General features: G+C 63.2%; 23 protein-coding genes. 18 read left to right on the top strand and 5 right to left on the bottom strand.

The features are described from left to right. The first annotated feature begins 111 nt into the window (after nt 1–111). The 4 genes from M2427_RS00840 (at nt 112) to M2427_RS00855 (ending at nt 2,993) form a co-directional block, all read left to right on the top strand. Nucleotides 112–480: a YciI family protein gene (locus tag M2427_RS00840; protein WP_280704159.1), complete on the top strand. Its 369-nt coding sequence runs from the start codon at nt 112–114 to the stop codon at nt 478–480. Then, the gene (locus tag M2427_RS00845) at nt 477–1,772 is read left to right on the top strand and encodes an RNA polymerase sigma factor (RefSeq protein ID WP_280704160.1); all 1,296 of its coding nucleotides are present in this window, start codon (nt 477–479) and stop codon (nt 1,770–1,772) included. The genes M2427_RS00840 and M2427_RS00845 overlap by 4 nt, the downstream gene beginning before the upstream one ends. 190 nt (nt 1,773–1,962) lie before the next feature. Beyond that, the gene (locus M2427_RS00850) at nt 1,963–2,499 is read left to right on the top strand and encodes an SRPBCC family protein (protein ID WP_280704161.1); all 537 of its coding nucleotides are present in this window, start codon (nt 1,963–1,965) and stop codon (nt 2,497–2,499) included. Nucleotides 2,500–2,573: 74 nt separating this feature from the next. Next, nucleotides 2,574–2,993, top strand: coding sequence for a VOC family protein (locus M2427_RS00855; protein WP_280704162.1), 420 nt, complete (start codon nt 2,574–2,576; stop codon nt 2,991–2,993). Nucleotides 2,994–3,337: 344 nt separating this feature from the next. Here the strand turns inward: M2427_RS00855 and M2427_RS00860 are convergent, their stop codons facing one another. From M2427_RS00860 to M2427_RS00880, 5 genes are all read right to left on the bottom strand, one after another. Next, nucleotides 3,338–3,517 (bottom strand): hypothetical protein, encoded by a 180-nt coding sequence (locus M2427_RS00860; protein ID WP_280704163.1) that lies wholly within the window; start codon nt 3,515–3,517, stop codon nt 3,338–3,340. A 115-nt stretch (nt 3,518–3,632) separates the two neighbouring features. Next, complete coding sequence (locus M2427_RS00865) at nt 3,633–3,980, bottom strand: hypothetical protein (protein WP_280704164.1); 348 nt, start codon at nt 3,978–3,980, stop codon at nt 3,633–3,635. 209 nt (nt 3,981–4,189) lie between these two features. Beyond that, entirely contained in the window at nt 4,190–4,621 is a 432-nt protein-coding gene (locus M2427_RS00870) for a hypothetical protein (protein ID WP_280704165.1), read from the bottom strand. A 27-nt stretch (nt 4,622–4,648) separates the two neighbouring features. Continuing rightward, entirely contained in the window at nt 4,649–5,437 is a 789-nt protein-coding gene (locus M2427_RS00875; protein WP_280704166.1) for an SDR family oxidoreductase, read from the bottom strand. A gap of 184 nt (nt 5,438–5,621) precedes the next feature. Then, nucleotides 5,622–7,286 carry a PAS domain-containing methyl-accepting chemotaxis protein gene (locus M2427_RS00880; RefSeq protein WP_280704167.1) on the bottom strand — a complete coding sequence of 555 codons (1,665 nt, stop codon included), beginning with the start codon at nt 7,284–7,286 and terminating at the stop codon, nt 5,622–5,624. 400 nt (nt 7,287–7,686) lie between these two features. On the opposite strand from M2427_RS00880, the gene M2427_RS00885 reads away from it, so the two are divergent. The 14 genes from M2427_RS00885 (at nt 7,687) to M2427_RS00950 (ending at nt 19,744) form a co-directional block, all read left to right on the top strand. Beyond that, nucleotides 7,687–8,091, top strand: a complete 405-nt coding sequence (locus M2427_RS00885) for a YciI family protein (RefSeq protein ID WP_280704168.1) — start codon at nt 7,687–7,689, stop codon at nt 8,089–8,091. Nucleotides 8,092–8,113: 22 nt separating this feature from the next. Further along, nucleotides 8,114–8,476, top strand: a complete 363-nt coding sequence (locus M2427_RS00890) for a hypothetical protein (RefSeq protein ID WP_280704169.1) — start codon at nt 8,114–8,116, stop codon at nt 8,474–8,476. 140 nt (nt 8,477–8,616) lie between these two features. Further along, nucleotides 8,617–9,351 (top strand): TetR/AcrR family transcriptional regulator, encoded by a 735-nt coding sequence (locus M2427_RS00895; RefSeq protein WP_280704170.1) that lies wholly within the window; start codon nt 8,617–8,619, stop codon nt 9,349–9,351. A 121-nt stretch (nt 9,352–9,472) separates the two neighbouring features. Beyond that, entirely contained in the window at nt 9,473–9,964 is a 492-nt protein-coding gene (locus tag M2427_RS00900) for a DUF2852 domain-containing protein (protein WP_280704171.1), read from the top strand. 201 nt (nt 9,965–10,165) lie between these two features. After that, nucleotides 10,166–10,336 carry a hypothetical protein gene (locus M2427_RS00905; protein WP_280704172.1) on the top strand — a complete coding sequence of 57 codons (171 nt, stop codon included), beginning with the start codon at nt 10,166–10,168 and terminating at the stop codon, nt 10,334–10,336. A gap of 324 nt (nt 10,337–10,660) precedes the next feature. Continuing rightward, nucleotides 10,661–10,810 carry a hypothetical protein gene (locus M2427_RS00910; RefSeq protein ID WP_280704173.1) on the top strand — a complete coding sequence of 50 codons (150 nt, stop codon included), beginning with the start codon at nt 10,661–10,663 and terminating at the stop codon, nt 10,808–10,810. A 47-nt stretch (nt 10,811–10,857) separates the two neighbouring features. After that, a complete protein-coding gene (locus M2427_RS00915) occupies nt 10,858–11,625 on the top strand; it encodes a serine acetyltransferase (RefSeq protein WP_280704174.1) in 768 nt (255 codons plus the stop codon). Nucleotides 11,626–11,713: 88 nt separating this feature from the next. Further along, on the top strand, nt 11,714–12,235 hold the full coding sequence (locus M2427_RS00920) for a hypothetical protein (protein WP_280704175.1): 522 nt from the start codon (nt 11,714–11,716) through the stop codon (nt 12,233–12,235). A gap of 461 nt (nt 12,236–12,696) precedes the next feature. Further along, a complete protein-coding gene (gene tolQ, locus M2427_RS00925) occupies nt 12,697–13,413 on the top strand; it encodes a protein TolQ (RefSeq protein WP_027532430.1) in 717 nt (238 codons plus the stop codon). A 43-nt stretch (nt 13,414–13,456) separates the two neighbouring features. Continuing rightward, entirely contained in the window at nt 13,457–13,909 is a 453-nt protein-coding gene (gene tolR, locus M2427_RS00930; protein WP_280704176.1) for a protein TolR, read from the top strand. Between the two features lie 4 nt (nt 13,910–13,913). Then, a complete protein-coding gene (locus tag M2427_RS00935) occupies nt 13,914–14,876 on the top strand; it encodes a protein TolA (RefSeq protein ID WP_280704177.1) in 963 nt (320 codons plus the stop codon). A gap of 42 nt (nt 14,877–14,918) precedes the next feature. Then, on the top strand, nt 14,919–16,265 hold the full coding sequence (gene tolB / locus M2427_RS00940) for a Tol-Pal system beta propeller repeat protein TolB (protein WP_280704689.1): 1,347 nt from the start codon (nt 14,919–14,921) through the stop codon (nt 16,263–16,265). A 243-nt stretch (nt 16,266–16,508) separates the two neighbouring features. Continuing rightward, nucleotides 16,509–18,839 (top strand): EAL domain-containing protein, encoded by a 2,331-nt coding sequence (locus M2427_RS00945; protein WP_280704179.1) that lies wholly within the window; start codon nt 16,509–16,511, stop codon nt 18,837–18,839. Nucleotides 18,840–19,018: 179 nt separating this feature from the next. Beyond that, the gene (locus tag M2427_RS00950; RefSeq protein WP_280704181.1) at nt 19,019–19,744 is read left to right on the top strand and encodes a hypothetical protein; all 726 of its coding nucleotides are present in this window, start codon (nt 19,019–19,021) and stop codon (nt 19,742–19,744) included. The last annotated feature ends 246 nt before the right edge of the window (nt 19,745–19,990 follow it).

The raw sequence follows: 19,990 nt of genomic DNA on the forward strand, positions 1-19,990 counted from the left end.
CCCTCCTTGACACGATCTGCCGGATTTTTCTTGCAGTTTTTTTCCGCAGCCCTGTCGGGGCGGGGCATATTGGATCGTCTTTAAAACAAGCGTTCAGGGAAGGTGCTGCCCATGCTTTATGCGATCCTTTGCTATCATGACGAGGACTTCGTCGGCTCCTGGAGCAAGGACCAGGACGAGGCCGTGATGAAGAAGCTCGCCGTGGTGCAGGAGAGGCTCACCCAACAGGGCCGCCTCGGGCCGGTGGCGCGGCTGCTGCCGACGACCGCGGCCGCAACCCTGCGCAAGGAAGACCCGCCGCTGGTGATCGACGGCCCCTATGCCGAGACCAAGGAGCAGCTGCTCGGCTTCTACATCGTCGACTGCAAGAATCTCGACGAGGCGCTCGACGTCGCGCGCGACCTTGGCGGGGCCAATCCCGGCGGTGCCTATGAGGTGCGTCCTGTCGGCGTGTTCAGGCCGGGGGGAATTTCGGCGTGAGCGACACCGAGACCGGCTGGATCGAGACTGCGCTGACCTCGGCGCGTCCGCAGGCGGTCGGCGCACTGCTGCGCTATTTCCGCGACCTCGATACCGCCGAAGAGGCGTTTCAGAACGCGTGCCTGCGCGCGCTCAAGACCTGGCCGCAGAATGGGCCGCCGCGCGATCCCGCGGCCTGGCTGATCATGGTCGGCCGCAACGTCGCCATCGACGAGGTGCGACGCACCCGCAAGCAGCAGCCGCTGCCGGAGGACGACCAGGCGGTCTCCGATCTCGACGATGCCGAAGGGGCACTCGCCGAGCGGCTCGACGGCTCGCACTATCGCGACGACATTTTGCGGCTGATGTTCATCTGCTGCCATCCGCAGCTGCCGGCGACGCAGCAGATCGCGCTGGCGCTGCGCATCGTCTCCGGCCTCACGGTGAAGCAGATTGCGCGCGCGTTCCTGGTCTCGGACGCCGCGATGGAGCAGCGCATCACCCGTGCCAAGGCCAAGGTCGCGGAAGCCGGGACGCCGTTCGAGACTCCGGGCGCGATCGAGCGTTCGGAGCGGCTCGCCGGTGTTGCAGCGATGATCTACCTGATCTTCAACGAGGGCTATTCGGCGAGTGGCGAGACCGCCGAGATCAGGAAGCCGCTCTGCGAGGAGGCGATCCGGCTGGCGCGGCTGCTGTTGCGACTGTTCCAGAGCGAGCCGGAGATCATGGGCCTGACGGCGTTGATCCTGTTGCAGCACGCGCGCAGTGCCGCGCGCTTTGCCGAAGATGGCTCGCTGATCCTGCTGGATGACCAGGATCGCTCGCTGTGGAATCGCAACATGATTGCGGAAGGCCTCGCCTTGATCGACAAGGCGATGCGCCACCGCCGGAGTGGGCCCTACCAGATCCAGGCCGCGATCGCTGCGCTGCATGCGCGCGCGGCGACGCCTGATGAGACCGACTGGGCCCAGATCGACTTGCTCTACGGCGCGCTCGAAGTGGTGCAACCTTCGCCGGTAGTGACGCTCAACCGCGCGGTTGCGGTCTCCAAGGTGCGTGGGCCGCAGGCTGCGCTCGATCTGATCGAGCCGTTGGCGCCGAAACTTGCCAACTACTTCCATTTCTATGGCGTACGCGGCGCCTTCCTGATGCAACTCGGCCGCAACGACGAAGCGCGCGTCGCCTTCGACCGCGCCATCGCGCTCGCCAACACCTCGGCCGAAGCCGCCCACATTCGCATGCACATCGATCGGCTGATCCGGGACAGCCAGCCGAAAGCTGGCGGCGCCCGGCAGGGCGCGAAGGCGAAGTAGAGCCCAGCTGTCTCCCCATCGTCATGCCCGGGCTTGTCCCGGGCATCCACGTTCTTCTCGGCCAAGACGTGGATGGCCGGGACAAGGCCCGGCCATGACGTGGGGTGCGGATTGTGCCAAAAAATCGTTCCGCCAATTGTCGGCCCGCGCCGCCTCCCTTCGTCTTAATCCCGTATCAAGGGAGCCATTCATGCTGAAAGCTGTTGCCATTATCGCCGTCGTGCTCGCGATCGGGATCGCGGGCATCCTCGTCTTCGCCCTGACCAAGCCGGACACGTTCCATGTCGAGCGCTCGCTCGCGCTGAAGGCGCCCGCCGAGGCGATCTATCCGCTGGTCGCCGATTTCCATTTCTGGACCAACTGGTCACCCTATGAGAACCGCGATCCCGCGATGAAGCGCACCTATGGGGGAACTGCGGCAGGGAAGGGCGCGACCTATGCATGGGACGGCAACAACAATGTCGGTGCCGGCCATATGGAGATTCTCGAGGCGAACACGCCGTCGAAGCTGCGCATCAAGCTCGATTTCGAGCGTCCCTTCGAGGGGCACAATACGGCCGAGTTCACTTTTGTGCCGCAAGGCGATGCTACGCTGGTTTCATGGGCGATGTACGGCCCGGCGCCCTTCATGTCCAAGGTGATGCAGGTCTTCGTCAACATGGACACCATGATCGGCAAGGACTTCGAGGCAGGCCTCGCCAGCCTGAAGAAGCTCACCGAGAAGTAACGCCGGCTGTCGCCCGGAGGACTGCCAAGAAATCGTCAGACAAAGTTGTCAGGCAAACGAAGAGGAGAGAAACGATGCTCAGCGCCTATCTGTTCTATCAGGACACCTGCGAAGCGGCGTTCAACTATTACGCCAAGGTCCTCGGCGGCAAGATCGATGCCATGATGCGCCTCTCGGACGCGCCGCCATCTGATATGCCTCCGGGACCCGCTGGCCGCGAGAAGACGATCATGCATGCGCGGATGACGCTGCCTGGCGGCGCCGTGCTGATGGCCTCCGACACGCCGCCTGAGCACTTTCACAAGCCGCAGGGCTTTTCGATATCGCTCACGGTCGCTGACCCCGCCGAGGGCGAGCGCAAGTTCACCGCGCTTGCCGACGGCGGCGCCGTCACCATGCCCTTCAGCAAGACGTTCTGGGCCAAGGGCTTTGGCATGTGTGTCGACAAGTTCGGTATTCCCTGGATGGTGAACTGTCCGGCCGAAGGAATGTGAGCACTAGCCCCGTTGAGCCGCGGCGCCCTCTCTTCATTTTCTTGGGAAAGGGCGTCGCGCTGGACCGCGCGTCCGACTGACGTCATAGACGCAACGCGCGAGCGCCCTGTGGATTCCGGCCCGCATCGCACAACAACTGGCGCAATATTGGGCTATAAATTTCGCGCGCAATCCGTTAATTGTACGTCACAAAATCTACAAACTAGGGTGGACGTGACTTGCAAGGGGAGCGGCCGATGGCGGCGGCGCTACAAATCAATTTTGCTCTTTGGGGAATGCTCATCTGCGCCAGCGTGAAGCTGGCTCCGATGATTCGACCACTTTTCTACTAGACCAGCTTCTGTCTAGAAGAACAGCCAGCTTGCGACGGCGAGGGTGCCTTGTCCGAGCACGTAAAGCCAGCCGACGGTTGCAACCGCGCTCGCGCTTAGGAACGATAGAGTGAAGGCCTGCTCGCCCGCTCGCTGCAACAGGGACGATTGAGCGCGTGAATCAGCGTGTCCGTCGGTGCTGATGCTGGTCATGACAATCTCCGCGGACATCAATGTAAGCTGGCGCAGAGTATGCCAATCTACCTTGGCCTTAGTGTGACGCGGTTCACAGATGTTGTGAATTTTTGATGGCGCAGCGCGCCGTTCGTCAGTTGATCAACATCGCGATCACAATGAAGCCAACACTCATGACAGCGACAAAGGCAACAACGTAAGCTTGCTCCGGCGCTCGCGGTGATGAAGCGCGCGGGAGCGGCGTTTCGATCAGATCGTCCAGATCGTCAACAGGTTCCAGCGGCGCGAGTGGAACCTGATGGTTGGAGCCGTGGTACTTCACATAGAGCTCGAGCAAGCGAAGCTCGTTCGCCAAATCAATCACGCCCTCGCGGTCGCGCCGCGACAGCACTTCGAATTCGAGCGTTTCTTCGGAGCTCAGCGAGCCGAGTACGACCCGCCCCTGATCCGACATGCGGTAGCGAAAATCGATGGGCTGCATGCACGCGACCCGTTTTTTGAAAATGACCGACCTCAAAATACACTGGGATCATAGACTATCGGGAGAAATTGGAGAACGGGGTAAATTGGGCAGATCTTGCGAAGCAGATGGGCGATTTGTTGCCCCGAACCCGAAATATTTTGCTCAATCGACGAACAAGGGCCAGCTCTCATCGGGCGGGAACCGCTGGATTCCAGCTGAACGCGGCCTCATCGGCAGCGTGGATAGATCGCGGCAAGGTCACTCCCCCTTAGCAAAAGTAACCGTGAGGTGAGGCCGCCGCGGCGACCGATCCAGTCGCGGATCGGCCCAGGATAGGCTTCGAGCACGGCTTGTGATGCTTCCGGCTCGGCATAGAAGCGCCCGCGCCGGTCGACCGAACGCGCGGCATGGAAGCCGAGCACGGCGCGCCTCGTGACGCAGATTCGTTCGCCCGGCACGATGCTGAGCACCAGCGTGCAGGCTGACAGGCAGGGCCCGTCGATCACCACGCGCTCACCGCTCGCGCGCACCTTCTCGAACAGATCGAGGAACGGTCCGACCTGGCCGCCGGGGCTCTGGATGATGCGGATCTCGGCTGACGCCGGCGCGGAGGCGAGCAGGGCGGTCGCGAGAGTCCAGACAATGGCAACGCGTTGCATCGTACTCTCCACGCATCCTGCGGGCTTCTACCCGTTCCGCCGCTCGCCGCGCAGCGTCGGCAGGCCGATCCCCGCTGCATCGAAGCCGCCATCGACGGCCAAAATTTGGCCGGTGATGTAGCTCGCGCTTCCTGAGCAGAGGAAGTAGATCGCCTCGGCGAGCTCTTCCTCGAGGCCATAGCGGTTGAGCGGGATGGCGTCGTGATAGTCGGCGCGGATCTCCCTGGTGTGCACCTCCTTCGCCATCGCGGTGTCGATCGGCCCCGGCGCGACCGCGTTGACGCGGATGTTGAGCGAGGCGAGCTCGACTGCGAGCTGCTTGGTGAGATGCGCGAGCCCGGCCTTGCTGGTGCCGTAGGCCGAGCGCAGCGTCGAGGCCCGCACCGCCGAGATCGAGGTGATGTTGACGATGGCGCCGCCGCCCAGCTCGCGCATCAGCGGCACGGCCGCTTTGGTACAGAGGAACGGGCCGGAGAGATTGACCGCCATGATCCTGTTCCAGTCGGCATTGCTGGTCTCCAGCACCGGCGCGAACACGGCGACGCCGGCATTGTTGACGAGCGCATCGAGACGGCCGAAGCGGTTCATGACCGCGGCCGTCGCAGCTCCCACCGCTGCTGCGTCGGATACGTCGCAGGCAATCGCCAGCGTGTTATCGGGATCGTTCAGCGCCGCGGCCGCGCGCGCCTGCAGCTCGCCCTCGATGTCGAGCAACGCGACGCGCCAGCCCTCGGCGAGGAATTTCTTCGCCGTCGCAAGCCCGATGCCGCGCGCGGCTCCGGTGACGAGGGCGACTTTTTGCGGGGAGGCGGGCATGGGCGACCGGGTCCTGTGTCGAAAAGAGGCGTACGTAAGCGCGTGCGTCTTTTACCGCGCTTTGGCCTGGGGGAGAAAGGGCCGGGGAATGGCGACTTGATGATGGGCAAAGTCGCAAAATCCATCACCCTGAGGTGGCCACTTCTTCAGCGGCCCTCGAAGGGTGACGGGAGAGAGTTGAGCCTTACGACAGCTCCGCCGCGGCGCGCTGCATGTTGGCCGACATGTCCGCGGTCACGGCGCTCTGTTCCTCGACCGCGGCGGCGGTCGAGGCGATGAACTCGTTGACACCGGCGATCGCCGCCTTGATCGCGGTCAGGGAGCTTGCGACGTCACCCGAGATCACGTTCAGCGCGTCGATCTCGGAGGTGATGGTGTCGGTGGCCTGCTTGGCCTGGTTGGCGAGGTTCTTCACCTCGGAGGCGACCACGGCGAAGCCGCGGCCGGCTTCGCCGGCGCGGGCCGATTCGATGGTGGCGTTGAGCGCGAGCAGGTTGATCTGGCTGGTGATGCCGGAGATCATTTCGACGATGCCGCTCATCGCCTGCGCCGCCACAGCCAGTTTCTGGGCCTGGCTGTCCGCGGACTCGACGCGCGTCGTGGCCACCTTGGAAGTCTCGCGCGACTTCGCCATGGTCTCGGAAATCTCGCGGATCGACGCACTCATTTCTTCGCTGCCTGCCGCGACCGCATCGATCAGTCCGCGCGCGGCCTCGGCCTTCTTGCGACCGATCGCCAACGCAGTGGTATCGGTGGCATATTTGACCACCTTGTAGGGCTTGCCGTTGAGGTCGAAGATCGGGTTGTAGGACGCCTGGATCCAGACCTCGCGGCCGCCCTTGGCGATCCGCTTGTATTCGGCAGCCTGGTATTCGCCGCGATTGAGGGCTTCCCAGAACTGTCGGTAGGCGACCGAATTCTTTTCATTCGGCTCGACGAACATCGAGTGATGCTGGTCCTTGATCTCGGCGAGCGAATAGCCCATCGCGGCCAGGAAATTCGCGTTGGCGGTGCGGATCGTGCCGTCCATGTTGAACTCGATCACGGCCTGCGATTTCTGGATCGCGGCGAGCTGGCCGTCATTGTCGGCGGCCTTCATCTTCTGGGCGGTGACGTCGGTTGCGAACTTCACCACCTTGAACGGCTTGCCGTTCTCGTCGAGAATCGGGTTGTAGCTCGCGAGAATCCAGATCTCGCGGCCGCCCTTGGCGACCCGCTTGAATTCGGCGGCCTCGAACTCGCCGCGGTTCAGCTTGGCCCAGAGCGCACCGTAGGCCGCACTGGCGCGATCCTCCGCCGTCACGAACATGCTGTGATGCTTGCCCTTGATCTCGTCGAGCGAATAGCCCATCGCGTCGAGGAAATTTTGGTTGGCGCTGATGATGGTGCCGTCCGTCTGGAACTCAATCACGGCCTGGGCGCGGTTGATCGCGGCGATCTTGCCGGCATCCTCCATCGTCTTGATCTTGTGGGCGGTGATGTCGGTGGCAAACTTGATGAAGCTGACCACCTTGCCGTTCTCGTCGAGCAGCGGCGCGTAGGAGGCGTGCACCCAGACTTCCTTGCCGTTCTTTCCGAACCGCTTGTATTGCGTGGTCTGGAACTCGCCACGGTTCAGGCTGGCCCAAAAATCGCGGTAGCGCGCGCTCTCGCGCTCGGCCGGGCTGACGAAGATGCTGTGGTGCTTGCCCTTGATCTCCGCGAGCGAATAGCCGCTCATCTTCAGCAGGTTTTCGTTGGCGTCGAGAATGGTGCCGTCGAGACCGAACTCGATCACTGCCTGCGACCGGTCGAGTGCTTCGACCTCTGCGACCGCGTGCTTGACCTTTTTGTTTTGAAAATTGAACACGGGTCGCTCCGCTGTGATTGAGGGCCGATCGGTGGGTTGCGTTACCGTCGCGCTTTATCTGAAAAGTTGCATGCGGTGGTTGAGCAACTGTAAACGGCTGCACGCAGCTGCTTTTCTTCCGTAGTTCCACGTGCGATTGCGATGTCCTTCAGTTCATGCGCCTTCTCGATTCATAAGCACAGCGCAATTCATATGAGAGCATGCGCGCGCCCGTAGTTGTACGGGCGCATTTTGAAAAATATTTCTCATTTCGCGCATGCTGCGACGCGCTGCCACCCAAGTGTCATCTTGCAAGTTCGGGTCCCCGCGCGCCGGGCAATGACCTGCGAAATAATTTCTGCGGCCATGTCTGTCTCGTGAGACCTCGTGCGTCTTATTGACGAGGCAAGAGAGGAACCGCATGCGATTCATGATGCTGATGATCCCGCTCGGCTACGAGACCGCGCCGGCGGACGTGCAACTCGATCCCGAACGTGTCGCCGCGATGATGCGCTACAACGAGGCACTGAAGGATGCCGGCGTGCTGATCACGCTGGACGGCCTGCATCCGCCGTCGACGGGCGCCCGCGTTTCCTTTTCCACCGGTGTGCCTGTCGTGACCGACGGCCCGTTCACGGAAGCCAAGGAAGTGCTGGGCGGCTACTGGATGATCGAGGTCGGCTCGCGCGAGGAAGCGATCGCCTGGGCCAGGAAGTGTCCGGCCTCGGCCAACGAAATCATCGAGATCCGCCAGGTGCAGGAAATGTCCGACTTTCCGCCCGAGGTGCAGGCAGCCGCCGCCGGTTTCGACGATCTGAAAAACTAGTCGAGCAAAGGAGAACCAACCAATGAGCACCGACACTTATCTCGCCGTCTTCCTCGGCAGCAAGGACAGCCCGAAAATGGCCGCGTGGAATGCGATGTCCGACGCCGAGCGCAAGGCGAAGGAGATGGAGGGCATCGCGGCCTGGAAGGGCTGGGTCGAAAAGCATCAAAGCGCGATCCAGGCCATGGGCGGTCCGCTCGGCAAGACCAAGAAGGTCGATGCCAAGGGTGTCGCCGACATTGCCAACGAGATGGGCGCCTTCACCGTCGTTCGCGCCGCCTCGCACGAGGCCGCTGCCAAAATGTTCGAGAACCACCCGCATTTCGCGATCTTCCCCGGCGAGCGCGTCGAGATCATGCCGGTGCTGCCGATCCCGGGCGGCTAGGGGAGCAGTGTCATTCCGGGGCGGTCCGCAGGACCGAACCCGGAATCTCGAGATTCCGGGCTCGATGCTGGCGCATCGCCCCGGAATGACGGAGGAGAGGCTAGTGACCTTCACGCACGGCTCATGTAAAGATCGTTTACATGAGTTGGCGCAAGGAGCAGCGCCGCGCCGAGCGCGGCTATCATCACGGCAATCTGAAGGAAGCACTTCTGCAGGCCGCCCTCGGGCTGATCGCCGAGAAGGGGGCGGCCGGCTTTACCTTCGCCGATGCCGCGCGCATGGCCGGTGTCAGTGCGGCGGCGCCTTACCGGCATTTTCGCGACCGTGACGAGCTGTTGTCCTCGATCGCCCAGCGCGGCTTCGAGCAGTTCGAGCAGCGGCTGACCGCGGCATGGGACGATGGCCGCCCCGACACCGTCACCGCGTTCGAGCGCGTCGGCCGGGCCTATCTCGCGTTCGCCCGCGAGGAGCCGGCGTTCTACAACGCGATGTTCGAATCCGGCCTGCCGGTCGATGCCAATCCCACGCTGCAGGCTGCGAGCGAGCGCGCATTCAACGTGATTCGCGCCGCCGCCGAGCGCCTTGCGGCGCTGGCGCCGCAAGGCCAGCCGCGTCCGCCGGCCATGATGATGGCGCTCCACATCTGGTCGATGGCGCACGGTGTCGCCTCGCTGTTCTCGCGTGGCGACGCGGCACGCCGCAAACTGCCGATGTCGCCGGACGAACTGCTCGAGGCCGAGGTGCTGATCTATCTGCGCGGCCTCGGCTTCCCGACGGATCGTGGTCCCCAGGGCGCCGAGCCACCGCCGGTCCCGCCGGAGGCTCCCTCCGGTTCTAGCGTCCCGCCGGGTGGTCCCTGGGGTAAGCCGAAATAAAGTTGCGCAAATAATTCCCGGACCCTGTCGGGCCGCCAGCTTGACAAAATCGCGGGATGGTCTAGCTATGTAAATGTTATTTACATTCACAACGGCGCTGATGCCGTGATGGAGAAGGGAAATGGCCTACACCGCTGACGTCAATCGCTGGCGCGGCCCCTCGGACCAGCAACAGTACGAGCGCCCGCACATGCTCGACACGCCCTGGCATCCCGGCTGGATTGCCGTGACCATTCTCGGCTTCATCATCTGGTGGCCGATTGGACTTGCCCTTCTCTTTTTCACACTCGGGAGCAGAAGAATGTCGTGCTGGAGCAACTCGGACCGCTGGCAGAACAAGATGGAGCGGATGCAGTACAAGATGGACCGCATGCGCGACCGCATGGAGCGCCGTGGCTTCGGCGGCTTTGGCTTCGGCCCGCCGTCCTCCGGCAACCGCGCCTTCGACGAGTACCGCTCTGAGACGCTGCGCCGTCTCGAGGAAGAGCAGGTCGAGTTCAAGAACTTCCTCGACCGTCTGCGCCACGCCAAGGACAAGGAAGAGTTCGACCAGTTCATGGCCCAGCACAAGACCCGTCCGACCCCGCCTCCGACCGACCAGCCGCAGGGTTGATGTTGGAAGGCTGATCTCGAAAGCCTGATACCTCTCAAAGCCTTCAGGCGCATGCCCCCAAAGTCCTGATGGCCCCGAGCCGCCCGCCTGCGCACCCGCAGGCGGGCGGTTTGGTTTTGGGGCGAACCAGCTGCCGGCGATCCGACACCAAGATTTGCGCGCCAGCTCGCTCAGGTCGCGCATGATGTCTGGACGACGTGCATGGACCTCACCACCCGCTTTTTGATCGGCCTGACCGCCGCCGCGGTGCTTGGCTATCTTGGCTTCGTCTATGGCAGCTGCGCCGGCGATCCCGACTGCCATTTCCGCACTTGCGGCCATCGGTTCTGCGGTGTCGCCTACAGCCATGCGCAGGACCGCACATCGCCATAGAACCCGATCAGCGTGCGGCACGACTAATCCCTGACACGCCTTCCGTGCCAACGGGCTCGACCATGACCGACGCCGAACGCAAGCAGGTTCTCCAGCGCATTGCGCTGCTCGAGCGCGCAGGCGCGCAGGCGCGCTGTTCGCTCGGTTCGGCGGCACCATTCCGTTCGCGATCGCATTCCTCAATCGATGGCCGACCAAGGTCGAGCTCTATCCGCATTGGCAGGTCGGCGAATCCTGGAAGTTCTTTCTCGGCTGCTTTTTGTATTTTCTGGCCGGCCTCGCGCTCGATCGCGCGATCAGGTTCGCGAAGGCGGACATTGTCCCATGATCCTGCTCAGTGATTTCGCGCTCTTCGTCCTTCCCGGCCTCGTCGCGGCCGGCGGCTGGCTCACTGCGCTCGACTTGCGCAGATGGGCCCGGTCAGGCCGGGCGCCTGCGCGGAGCGCCATTCCGCCGGCCTCACTGGCACCTTGATCGGGACCGCCTATATTCCCCGGCGCAGGGCGGATGCGGAGGCGACGATGGCACGGGCTGCGATCATGGCGAGCGACCGCCTCTGGCAAACCATTCGCGACGAAGCGCAGCGCGCAGCTGCCGCCGATCCCATGTTTGGCAAGGCGGTTGCCGGCGCCATTCTTGCTCATGAAGATTTCGCCGCGGCGCTTGCCGATCTGATCGGACGCCGGCTTGGCTCGAGCGCAACCGAGCGCGAACACTTCGCCGCGTTTTCCAGTGAGGCCTATCGCAGCCAGCCGAATCTGATCGAGACGGCTGGCCATGATCTGCAAGCCATCACGCGCCGCGATCCCGCCATCGCCGGATTGTTGCCGCCACTGCTGCATTTCAAGGGCTATGTCGCGCTGCAGGCCTTTCGCGTCTCGCACTGGCTCTGGCGTCGAGATCATCGCGACGCCGCGCTGCTGTTCCAGAACGAGGCCTCGAACGTTCTGCAGGTCAGCATCCATCCAACTGCTGCGATCGGATCGGCCGTCTACCTCGACCACGCCACCGGCATCGTCATCGGCGCCAATGTCGTGATCGGCGACGAGGCCACGATCCTCCAAAACGTCAGCATCGGCCGCCGTGGTGAATTGCCGGCGCGCTCGCCGCGCATCGGGCGCGGCGTCTATGTTGGCGGCGGCGCGACCATTCTCGGCGACATCAATATCGGCGATTTCGCCAAAATCGGCGCCGATACGGTCGTGACATCCGACGTCCCGGCCGGCTGTACAGCGGTTGGCAACCCCGCGCGGCTGACCAACTGCCCCGAGCCGGCATCGGCGGCATGACGGCGGATAGGATCATTGTTGACGTGGATCAAGCTGCCGTCACCACAACAGAGATGTAGTCCCTCGTGTACGAGGGAGGAGCGTGTCAATGGCGGATGCAAGGATTCTCGTGGTCTACTATTCTCGGACCGGAACGACACGCAAAGTTGCCCAATCGCTCGCGGCTGCATTGCGCTGTGACAGTGAAGAGGTCGTCGAGACGGGCAGCCGAAGCGGGGTGTTCGGCTATCTGCGGTTGGTGATCGAAGCGCGACGGCAGGTTCCGTCGCGCATCGCGGCGGCAGCTAGAGATCCATCGCTCTACGACCTCGTCGTGATCGGGACTCCGGTCTGGGCTTGGTCACTATCTTCGCCCGTCCGGTCCTACCTGCTGACAAACAAGCCAAGACTTCCTTCCGTGGCGTTCTTTTGTACGCTCGGCGGAGCTGGCAGCGATCAGGCCTTCGGCCAGATGCAGGAGGTGGTGGGCAAGCGTCCCGTCGGTTGCCTCTCCATCACGGCCCGCGACGTGGCATCCGAGAAATACGCGCCGCAGCTCGCAACCTTCGTTGAAACATTGCAACGGACGCTTGCGGAACATCGCAGCAGCAGAGCGACGAACGCGGCCTGAGTAGGTCCGCGCGAGTCCCTCGAAGACGCGCCACGAACAAGGGACCGCTCCGGAGTTCGTCGGGGAGATCTCGCAATCGAGTTCCGTCGTGGGGCAGCCGGGCCCTTGCAGCATGACGCGCCGGCGCCCCCGCCGAATTTGCCGGTGGGTGATGTTCCAGCCCATCCCCCTGCGCCGCCTCCCTTTTCCGTCGCCAAATTCGCCCCCGGTAACCCGGCATTAACCATCGCCGGTCTCTGGTATTTATGGACAATCGCGCCCGGAGCTGTCGTCGAGGCCCATAGTTTTGACATCTTGGCAGGGAATGCAGGCGGCGGCTTTGGATCAGCCCCTGCACCCCAGAAAGACAAGGCTTTGAGCGGGCTTGCCGGCCGCGCCGGTTTGCGCGGCGGTTGGGGAACCGGCAGTCATTATGCAGGCCGGAGACGTGGGTTAACGATCGCCTTGAGAGGATATTTCTGATGAATCCGGCCGATGTGGCTCAGTCCGCCCTTCCGGTTGCCGCTTCCGCCGACGTGTCGCTGATCGCGCTGTTCTGGCAAGCTCACTGGATCGTGAAATGCGTCATGCTGGGCCTGTTGTCCTGCTCGGTCTGGGTCTGGGCCATCGCGATCGACAAGATCTTCCTCTATGCCCGTACCCGCCGCTCGATGGACCGGTTCGAGCAGGCATTCTGGTCGGGCGAGTCGATCGAGGAGCTCTATCGGACGCTCTCGGCCAAGCCGACCCATTCCATGGCGGCCTGTTTCGTCGCCGCGATGCGCGAATGGAAGCGCTCGTTCGAGAGCCACGCCCGCTCGGTCGCAGGCCTGCAGATGCGGATCGACAAGGTCATGAACGTCTCGATCGCCCGCGAGGTCGAGCGGCTGGAGCGCCGGCTCCTGGTGCTCGCAACCGTGGGCTCCGCCGGCCCCTTCGTCGGCCTGTTCGGCACGGTCTGGGGCATCATGTCGAGCTTCCAGTCGATCGCGGCGTCGAAAAATACCTCTCTGGCGGTGGTGGCGCCCGGTATCGCGGAAGCGCTGTTTGCGACCGCTGTCGGCCTCATTGCCGCAATTCCTGCCACTATTTTCTACAATAAGTTCACTTCCGAGGTGAACCGGCAGGCCCAGCGGCTCGAGGGCTTCGCTGATGAATTTTCAGCCATTCTGTCGCGCCAGATCGACGAGCGGGGCTGACGGGCGGCATGTATAGTGTAAAGGCGAGATTGGGCATCAAGCGATGGGCATGAACGTAGCCAGTTCGTCCGGAGGCGGCGGGCGCCGCAGCCGGCGCAAGCCGGTCATGGCCGAGATCAACGTCACGCCGATGGTCGACGTGATGCTGGTGCTGCTCATCATCTTCATGGTGTCGGCGCCGCTGCTGACGGTGGGTGTTCCGCTCGATCTGCCGTCGACCCAGGCTAAGAGTCTCGATCAGAGCGACCAGAAGCCGATCCAGATGTCGGTCGACATCAAGGGCAAGGTTTTCATCGCCGACCAGGAGATCGCAATCAACGAGCTGATCCCGAAGCTGAAGGCGATCACGGACGCGCGCGGCGGGCTTGAGGAACGCATTTACCTGCGCGCCGACAAGAAGGCGGATTACGGCACGGTGGCCAAAGTCATGGGCCTGCTGTCGGGCGCGGGCTTCAAGAAGCTGGCGCTCGTCACGGAAGCGGATCAGGGGTCTTAAGGCGGTGAAGGTGAACGTCGACAAGACACTCGTTGCGTCGATCGCTCTCCACGTCCTCGTGCTGGGATGGGGTCTGATGACCTTTAGCAGCAGGGCCTACATCGTGCCGGAGGAGTCGTTGCCGGTCGACATCATTTCCAGCGACCAGCTCGCGCAGATGATGTCGGGCCAGAAGACCGGCAAGAAGGAAGAGCCGAAGCCCAAGGTCGAGAAGATCGCCGAGGCCAAGCCCGAGGAAGATGCGGTCGGCAAGGTCACCGAGAAGAAAGAGCTGATCAAGACCAATTCGACTCCCGATACGCCGCCGCCGAAGCCTGTCGAAAAGCCGGTCGAGAAGAAGCCCGATCCGCCGAAGCCGGTCGCCGAGACGAAACCAAAGGAAGAGCCGAAGCCGCAGGAGAAGAAGCCTGATCCGGCCAAGGAAGATCCGATCGCCGAGCTGCAGAAGAAGCTCGACACCAAGAAGCCGCCGCCCAAGCCCGTGGAGCAGAAGGTCGCGGCGGTGCAGCCGCAGCAGCAGCCGAAGCCCAAGGAGCGCACCTTCGATCCCGCGCAGATTGCCCGCGACCTCGACAAGCGTGCCGCGACCCGTCACGAGCTCGCGGGATCGGCGCTGAATGCGTCGGCCTCGCTGGGCTCGACATCAGGAACAGCCACCAACAACGTCGCGACCTGGCAAGGTGCATTCCAGGGCGCGGTCAAACGCTGCTTTACGCCAACCTATAACGGCCAGGACGCCAACCTGTACGAAGCCGATATCGACATTCCCATGAAGATCGACGGATCGCTCGCGTCGGAGCCCGTGATCGTCGCGGTGCGCGGACCGTCGCGGTCGATCGCGCAAGCCGTGGCGGAGAGCGCCAAGCGTGCCATCGTGCAGTGTCAGCTCTATTCATTCCTGCCAAAGCAGCAATACGACAGCTGGAAGCTCATTCCGATGACTTTCGGCCTGAAAGACATGTTGTGACATCCGAACAAAAGAAATTTTGCGATGATTGACGTTCGATCGATGAACCGCCGCCGTTTCATGACCCTGACCGGATCGGGACTCGCGATGCTTGGGGGTGGACGTGCCTTTGCGCAGGCCCAGCCCCGGCTTCGCATCGATCCCACGGAGTTTCGTCCGATCCCGATCGCGATCACCAATTTCGTGCCCGGCTCGCCGGCCGACGGCGAGGTCAGCAACGGTGTCACCCAGGTCATCACCAACAATCTGAAGCGCTCGGGCCTGTTTGCCCCGATCGACCAGGCCGCCTTCATCGAGCGCATCAGCAACATCGACGTCGCGCCGCAATTCCAGAACTGGAAGACGCTGAACGCGCAGGCGCTCGTCACCGGCCGCATGACGCGGCAGCAGGACGGCCGCCTCAAGGCCGAATTCCGCCTGTGGGATGTGATCACCGGCCAGCAGCTCGCGGGCCAGCAATATTTCACCTCGCCGGAATATTGGCGCCGCATCGCCCACATCATCTCCGACCAGATCTACGAGCAGATGACCGGCGAAAAGGGCTATTTCGACAGCCGCGTGGTGTTCGTCGACGAGACCGGGCCGAAGGAGCGCCGCGTCAAGCGGCTTGCCATGATGGACCAGGACGGTGCCAATGTGCGCTACCTCACCCGTGGCGCCGACCTCGTGCTGACGCCGCGCTTCTCGCCGAACTCGCAAGAGATCACCTACATGGAGTTCGGGCAGGGCGATCCGAAGGTCTATCTCTTCAACATCGAGACCGGCCAGCGCGAGATCGTCGGCAACTTCCCCGGCATGACCTTTGCCCCAAGGTTCTCGCCGGACGGCCAGCGCGTCATCATGAGCCTGCAGCAGGGCGGCAATTCCAACCTGTTCGTGATGGATCTGCGCTCGCGCTCGACCACGCGCCTCACCGACACGCCGGCGATCGACACGTCGCCGTCCTATTCACCCGACGGCACCCGCATCTGCTTCGAGTCCGATCGCGGCGGCCGGTCGCAGATCTACGTGATGGCGGCGGGCGGCGGACAGGCACAACGCATCTCCTTCTCCAAGGACGACAACAACGCCACCTATTCGACGCCGGTGTGGTCGCCGCGCGGCGACTACATCGCCTTCACCCGGCAGGGCGGCGGGCAATTCTCGATCGGCGTCATGAAGCCTGATGGCTCCGGCGAGCGTCTGCTCACGTCAGGCTTTCACAATGAAGGTCCGACGTTCTCGCCGAACGGCCGCGTGCTGATGTTCTTCCGCGATCCCGGCGGCAATGCCGGACCGTCGCTGTTCTCGGTCGACATCTCAGGCCGCAACGAGTTGAAAGTGCCGACGCCGGGCTTCGCCTCGGATCCGGCATGGTCGCCGCTGCTCTCCGCGACCGCGGGCCAATAAGTCGATCGCGCGCTTGCAACGCGCGATGTTTTCGAAAAAATGCGCCGATTTTTCCGCTTTCTGCGAACGCGGCAAGCTTTCCTTCACCTTGTGCCCGGCAAGGCTTGCCTAGCTGCTTGATTTCTCAGCAGAAACAATTTCGCTATTGCCGAAAAACAACTCGCCTTTAACGATGTTCCCTCAGAAAGACTTCATCTGCTGTGGGTAAAAGTACGCGCCAAACAGGACGCGTAAGTAAAGCCAATGCAACTGGCCGACCAGAAGCAGAGCGATCGAGACGAGCTGGAGCCGATACTCTACGCCGCTCTCATCAACTCTATGGTTCAGAATTTCTGGGCGATCTTCCTCGGCTCGGCCTCGGCGGCCGTGGCCGCGGTCATGACCGCGTTGAAGACTGGCGACGTCTGGCTGTGGCCGATCGCGTTTCTGCTGATCGCCATCGGCACGGCGCGCGCGTTCCAGATGCGCGGATACGAAAATCGCACGCAGCCGCTGTCATTCGATGAGGCCACTCATCTGGCGCCGCGTTACTGGATCGGCGCCCTCAGCTATGCGGCAGTGCTCGGCCTGTGGTCCTTCGTCGTCATCTACAACAACGAGGATCCGGTCGCCGACATGCTCGCTGTCGCCATCGGCATCGGCTATACCGCCGGCGGCGCCGCCCGCAATTACGGCCAGCCCCGGGTGATCCAGTGGCACGTCGCGCTTGCTTGCGGTCCGATGTCGCTCGCGCTGCTGCTGCACGGCGGCCCCTACCATATTGGTCTCGCCATCCTGCTCGCCTTCTTTTTCATCGGGCTGAAGAACATCAACCTCAGCCTGCATGCGATCTTCGTCAAGGCATTGACCTCGAGCTTCCGCGAATCCGCGCTGGCGAGCCAGTTCGATACCGCGCTCAACAACATGCCGCACGGCCTCTGTATGTTTCGCGCCGACGGACGCCTCGCGGTGATGAACCACCGCTTCGGCGAGCTGATGGAATTGCCCGAGGACCTGGTCAAGCGCGGCGCCACCGCGGCCGATATCGTGTCGGCCTGCGTCGCCGCTGGCACCATCTCGGCCGAGAGCGGCAATCAGGTCATGGCCGAGATCGAGCATGCCAGGATTTGCGAGATCGTCACCGCCGATCCGAATTCGGCGCGCGGCCGGACGCTGGCCTGGACGTTCCAGCCGATGGCCCGCGGCGGCACCGTGCTGCTGCTGGAAGACATTACCGAGCGCACCAATGCGGAAGCCCGCATCACCCATCTTGCTCGCTACGACGAACTGACCGCGTTGCCGAACCGCGTCTCGTTCCGCGACGAGATCGAGCGGCTGCTCGCCCAATCGCATCATTCCGATCGGCTCTCCGCCCTGCTGTTCGTCGACCTCGACCAGTTCAAGCAGGTCAACGACACGCTCGGCCATCCCTGCGGCGACCAGCTGCTCTGCGCGGTCGCCAATCGCCTGCGCGAGATGCTGCGGCCGGAGGATTTCGTCGCCCGCTTCGGCGGCGACGAGTTCGTCGTGTTCCAGCAGAACATCAATTCCGCGGAAGATGCCGCGAGCCTCGCGCGCCGCATCGTCGAGCGCCTGAGCGAGCGCTACCGCATCGACAACCATCTGGTCGAGATCGGTGCCAGCGTCGGCATCGCGCTGACCTCGCCTGAAGGCACCAGCGCCGACACGCTGCTGAAGAACGCCGACATGGCGCTGTACCGCGCCAAGGCCGATGGCCGCGGCACCTTCTGCTTCTTCCGCGACGAGATGGCGGCCACCGTCGAGGCCCGCCGCATCCTCGAGCTCGACCTGCGCAAGGCGCTCGCCAATGAGGAGTTCGAGCTGTTCTACCAGCCGCTGGTCAACCTCAAGTCCGGCAAGATCACCACCTGCGAGGCGCTGCTGCGCTGGAATCATCCGGTACGCGGCACGGTCTCGCCGGTCGACATCATCCCGGTTGCCGAGGACATGGGCCTGATCGTCGATCTCGGCCGCTGGATCCTGCGCCGCGCCTGCATGGAATGCATGAAATGGCCGGAGGGCGTCAGCGTCGCCGTCAACTTCTCGCCGCAGCAATTCCACCAGCGCGACGTGCTGAGCGAGATTCGCTATGCGCTCGAAGTGTCGGGCCTGCCGGCGCATCGCCTCGAGATCGAGATCACCGAATCCTCTCTGCTTCGCAACACCCAGCTCACCCACGACATCCTGTCGCAGCTGCATGCGCTCGGCGTGCGCATTTCGCTGGACGATTTCGGCACCGGCTATTCGAGCCTCAGCTATCTGCACAATTTCCCGATGCAGAAGGTCAAGATCGACCGCTCCTTCCTCGAGGGCATCGACACCGACCGTCCGCTGACGCTGCTGCGCGGCGTGGCGCGGCTGTCCGCCGATCTCGGTATGGCGGTCGTGGTCGAGGGCATCGAGACCAACGAACAGCTCGAACTGATCAGCGCCGATGGTACCGTGTCCGAGGCCCAGGGCTATCTGTTCAGCCGTCCGGTGCCCGCCGTGCGGATGCGCCAGCTGCTGAATGCCTCCCACGGACGGCGCGGCGAGAACCTGCTCCAGCTCGTCAGCGCGCGCTCTTTCGCCTAGACGGCGCTTCGCAAAATTTCCCGTCGTTTCAGACTGTTGTGATGGCTCCGTAGTCCTACGGAGGGTTAACCCTAACCTTTCGATTGCTTTGCGTCGCTATTAAGAAGCTGTTAATAATTGATCACGCGTGGAGGTTGTCCTGCGCGCCTGCGGTGAGCGGTGGTGGGTAAGGAGTTGGAATGCAGTCCTCAGCCAGAGCGGTCATTTCGGCTGTTGGACGGGGTGCCGAACTCCTGACTGACGTCGATTATCATCTCGCCGAGACGGTCGAGGAGAAGGAGGAAATCTACAACCTCCGCTATCGCGCCTATTTGCGCGAAGGGGCCGTCAAGGAATCTCCCGACGCACGCGTCACCGACCATTATGACGAACTGCCGAACGCGTGGACCTTCGGCGTTTACCTCCGCGGCGAGCTCTGCAGCTCCGTGCGCATTAGCGTGCTGACCTCGGAATGGCGCTCGTCGACCTCGGCGGACGTTTTTCCCGACGTCGTGCTGCCGCGGCTCGATCGCGGCGAGGTCATGATCGACCCGACGCGGTTCGTCGCCGACCCCGACATGGCCAAGCGTGTTCCGGAATTGCCCTATCTGACCACGCGTCTCGCCTATATGGCGTGCGAGCATTTCAATGCTGATCTGGGCCTCGCCATCGTGCGTCCCGAGCATCAGGCATTCTATCGCCGGGTATTCCTGCATGCGCCGATTGCCGAGCCCCGGTTGGTCCCCGGCCTCACCAAGGCGTTCGGGTTGATGGCGGCGGATTTCCCGACCTTCCGCAAGAAGGTGTTCGAGCGTTATCCCATCATGCGCTCCACGGCGTTCGAGCGGCGCATGCTGTTCGGGCGTGGCGGCCAGCGCCAGGTTCCGCAGCGGCCGGTGCTGGTGGCCGGGACGGCCCACGCCTGATTCTGCGTCGGCTTGGGCAGACGGCTTCTGCGTCGGCTTCATGACGGCCGCCGGCGCCTGCTGACGGGCCCCGTTCGTGTCTCTTCCGCGCCGGGCCCAAAATTCCAGCAAAATCCAGCGTTTTTGCCTGCCGGTCCCGCTTGCCTTCACCCTCGTGCCACATTTACAAACCATTAACCATCGCGGGTGCTTTTCGCTGGTTGGGGGCATTTGACCGGCTGAGGCAAGGTTCCGTCAAGGTTGACG

This window comes from Bradyrhizobium sp. BR13661 (genome assembly GCF_029892425.1).
Lineage (GTDB): Bacteria > Pseudomonadota > Alphaproteobacteria > Rhizobiales > Xanthobacteraceae > Bradyrhizobium.

What these genes read in the sequence shown, in the direction of transcription:
- M2427_RS00890 (WP_280704169.1), top strand. Translation starts at nt 8,114, where the DNA reads ATGAGCACCGACACTTATCTCGCCGTCTTCCTCGGCAGCAAGGACAGC.
- M2427_RS00875 (WP_280704166.1), bottom strand. Translation starts at nt 5,437, where the DNA reads ATGCCCGCCTCCCCGCAAAAAGTCGCCCTCGTCACCGGAGCCGCGCGC.
- M2427_RS00885 (WP_280704168.1), top strand. Translation starts at nt 7,687, where the DNA reads ATGCGATTCATGATGCTGATGATCCCGCTCGGCTACGAGACCGCGCCG.
- M2427_RS00915 (WP_280704174.1), top strand. Translation starts at nt 10,858, where the DNA reads ATGGCACGGGCTGCGATCATGGCGAGCGACCGCCTCTGGCAAACCATT.
- tolR (WP_280704176.1), top strand. Translation starts at nt 13,457, where the DNA reads ATGGGCATGAACGTAGCCAGTTCGTCCGGAGGCGGCGGGCGCCGCAGC.
- tolB (WP_280704689.1), top strand. Translation starts at nt 14,919, where the DNA reads ATGAACCGCCGCCGTTTCATGACCCTGACCGGATCGGGACTCGCGATG.
- M2427_RS00860 (WP_280704163.1), bottom strand. Translation starts at nt 3,517, where the DNA reads ATGACCAGCATCAGCACCGACGGACACGCTGATTCACGCGCTCAATCG.
- M2427_RS00870 (WP_280704165.1), bottom strand. Translation starts at nt 4,621, where the DNA reads ATGCAACGCGTTGCCATTGTCTGGACTCTCGCGACCGCCCTGCTCGCC.
- M2427_RS00895 (WP_280704170.1), top strand. Translation starts at nt 8,617, where the DNA reads ATGAGTTGGCGCAAGGAGCAGCGCCGCGCCGAGCGCGGCTATCATCAC.
- M2427_RS00910 (WP_280704173.1), top strand. Translation starts at nt 10,661, where the DNA reads ATGATCCTGCTCAGTGATTTCGCGCTCTTCGTCCTTCCCGGCCTCGTC.
- M2427_RS00865 (WP_280704164.1), bottom strand. Translation starts at nt 3,980, where the DNA reads ATGCAGCCCATCGATTTTCGCTACCGCATGTCGGATCAGGGGCGGGTC.
- M2427_RS00905 (WP_280704172.1), top strand. Translation starts at nt 10,166, where the DNA reads ATGGACCTCACCACCCGCTTTTTGATCGGCCTGACCGCCGCCGCGGTG.
- M2427_RS00920 (WP_280704175.1), top strand. Translation starts at nt 11,714, where the DNA reads ATGGCGGATGCAAGGATTCTCGTGGTCTACTATTCTCGGACCGGAACG.
- M2427_RS00950 (WP_280704181.1), top strand. Translation starts at nt 19,019, where the DNA reads ATGCAGTCCTCAGCCAGAGCGGTCATTTCGGCTGTTGGACGGGGTGCC.
- tolQ (WP_027532430.1), top strand. Translation starts at nt 12,697, where the DNA reads ATGAATCCGGCCGATGTGGCTCAGTCCGCCCTTCCGGTTGCCGCTTCC.
- M2427_RS00855 (WP_280704162.1), top strand. Translation starts at nt 2,574, where the DNA reads ATGCTCAGCGCCTATCTGTTCTATCAGGACACCTGCGAAGCGGCGTTC.
- M2427_RS00850 (WP_280704161.1), top strand. Translation starts at nt 1,963, where the DNA reads ATGCTGAAAGCTGTTGCCATTATCGCCGTCGTGCTCGCGATCGGGATC.
- M2427_RS00840 (WP_280704159.1), top strand. Translation starts at nt 112, where the DNA reads ATGCTTTATGCGATCCTTTGCTATCATGACGAGGACTTCGTCGGCTCC.
- M2427_RS00945 (WP_280704179.1), top strand. Translation starts at nt 16,509, where the DNA reads ATGCAACTGGCCGACCAGAAGCAGAGCGATCGAGACGAGCTGGAGCCG.
- M2427_RS00900 (WP_280704171.1), top strand. Translation starts at nt 9,473, where the DNA reads ATGGCCTACACCGCTGACGTCAATCGCTGGCGCGGCCCCTCGGACCAG.